Consider the following 2,318-nt stretch of genomic DNA (forward strand, 5'->3'; position numbering starts at 1 on the left):
TTTTTTTTTCTTCGGCTGCAAATGCTGCGGAAGAAACCGCCAGCATTGCAATGAACAAGGATTTCAACAACGGCGAAAAGGCACGATTCATTCAAACACCCTGAGACTTGATTGTGATAATAAATTGCCAGGTTGGCGACGCGATTCCTCTTTCCCTACTTTTCAGCACGCTTGAAAATGCACATCCGAAAAGTGTTTCCCCTGGTGCAACACAACAAGAGACAACCCCTTATTGTACAATAGCTTTTCGGCATTTTTGCCCACTTTCAATGCATTTTCCTCCTACTATGTCCCAACTTTGGCAAGCCCGCTTCTTCACCACGGTGAATCATCTCCGTGATTTGCCAAATACCAAGGTACCGGAGATCGCCTTTGCCGGCCGCTCCAATGCCGGCAAATCCACGGCCATCAACGTACTGTGCAATCAAAAAAAGTTGGCATTTGCATCAAAAACGCCAGGACGCACACAGCATATCAACTATTTCTCGATCGGCGGCGCGCATGTGGCGCAGCATCGCAAAGATGAGACAAAAGTGGATGAAATCCGCGCCCTGCTGGTCGATTTGCCCGGTTACGGTTATGCCCAGGTATCCGGCTCGGCCAAGCTGCACTGGCAGGAACTGCTGGGCGACTACGTGCGCCGCCGCGACCAGCTCGCTGCGCTGGTGATGATCGTCGACTCGCGCCGGCCTTTTACCGACCTCGATATCCAGATGGTGGAATGGTTTGCGCCCACCGGCAAGCCGCTGCATTGCATCCTCAGCAAAGCCGACAAGCTCAACCGCAACGATGCGACCAATGCATTGCGCCAGGCGCATACCTTCCTGTCCAGCTACGTCGATGCGAAGGGCGAGCCGTTTCCGTTCACGGCGCAATTGTTTTCCGCGCTCAAGCGCACCGGCCTTGAGGAGGCCAACGACAAGATTCTGGAACTGGCGGGATTGTCGAATGACGAAGATACCGAATGGGATGCATCGAATGCGCCCGACGACATCGGCAATGAAGAGAATTGACAGCAAATTAATACTGCAACAACGCCGCAAATAAAAATGCCCTGGAAGGGGGAAACCGTTCCAGGGCAAACGCCTATCGTTTGCACGATGAGCCCCGCTCAGGGAGGGAAGGGGAAGCGGGAGGCAACATACATTGCCTATGCGTCAGAACTCCTCCCGGGAGAAAAGTTTCAGAGGACGAATCGATTTTTTAATTATCGTCTTTTGACTATTTTTTAATTGAAATTGTTGAAATTTGTCCGCAGTTAAAAGGCCGGCAACATCGCGGCGAAAAGCTTGGCCGATGCCGCCAGCCTGTTCGTCACGATGAATTGCAGCCTTCCTGCGGTTTAGCGAGCACCTACCACCATGTCATTGACCTCCACCTCCACCTCCGCCCAATTCCCCGCCATCCGCATGCGCCGCATGCGCAAGGACGCATTTTCGCGCGCCATGATGCAGGAAAACGTCATCACGCCCGCCGACCTGATCTATCCGGTCTTCATCCAGGAAGGCCAGAACCTGCGTACACCGGTCGGCTCCCTGCCGGGCGTCGAGCGCCTGTCGATCGACCAGTTGCTGCATGTGGCCGAAGACACGGTCGCGCTCGGCATTCCGGTGCTGGCGCTGTTCCCGGTCATCGACGTTGCGCTGAAGACGCCCGACGGCATCGAAGCCATCAATCCCGACGGCCTGGTGCCGCGCGCGGTGGCGGCGCTCAAGCAACGCTTTCCCGAACTCGGCATCCTCACCGACGTCGCGCTCGATCCGTACACCAGCCACGGCCAGGACGGCGTGATGGACGACAACGGCTACGTGCTCAACGACGAAACCACCGCGCTGCTGGTGCGCCAGGCCTTGGCGCAAGCACAGGCCGGCGTCGATATTGTGGCGCCGTCGGACATGATGGACGGCCGTATCGGCGCCGTGCGCGACGCGTTGGAAGCGGAGAAATTCATCTATACCCGCATCATGGCCTACTCGGCCAAATACGCCTCGGCCTTCTACGGCCCGTTCCGCGACGCGGTCGGCTCCGCCGCCAACCTCGGCAAGGGCAGCAAGAGCACCTACCAGATGGATCCGGCCAACAGCGACGAAGCCTTGCGCGAAGTGGCGCTGGACCTGCAGGAAGGCGCCGACATGGTCATGGTCAAACCCGGCATGCCGTATCTGGACATCGTGCGTCGCGTGAAAGACGAATTCAAGGTGCCGACTTTCGCCTATCAGGTCAGCGGCGAATACGCGATGATCAAGGCAGCAGCGCAAAACGGCTGGCTCGATCACGACAAGGCCATGATGGAAGCGATGATGGCCTTCAAGCGCGCC

2 protein-coding genes are annotated in these 2,318 nt (G+C 57.0%); both read left to right on the forward strand.

Annotated elements, in window-relative coordinates:
* Positions 1–287: 287 nt before the first annotated feature.
* Positions 288–1,013: a ribosome biogenesis GTP-binding protein YihA/YsxC gene (gene yihA, locus HLUSI_RS0121895; protein ID WP_016836003.1), complete on the forward strand. Its 726-nt coding sequence runs from the start codon at positions 288–290 to the stop codon at positions 1,011–1,013.
* A 348-nt stretch (positions 1,014–1,361) separates the two neighbouring features.
* Positions 1,362–2,318: porphobilinogen synthase (hemB, locus tag HLUSI_RS0121900; RefSeq protein ID WP_016836004.1), on the forward strand; the 957-nt coding region annotated here is incomplete at its 3' end.

This window comes from Herbaspirillum lusitanum P6-12 (genome assembly GCF_000256565.1).
Classification (GTDB): Bacteria; Pseudomonadota; Gammaproteobacteria; order Burkholderiales; family Burkholderiaceae_D; genus Herbaspirillum; species Herbaspirillum lusitanum.

What these genes read in the sequence shown, in the direction of transcription:
- yihA (WP_016836003.1), top strand. Translation starts at nt 288, where the DNA reads ATGTCCCAACTTTGGCAAGCCCGCTTCTTCACCACGGTGAATCATCTC.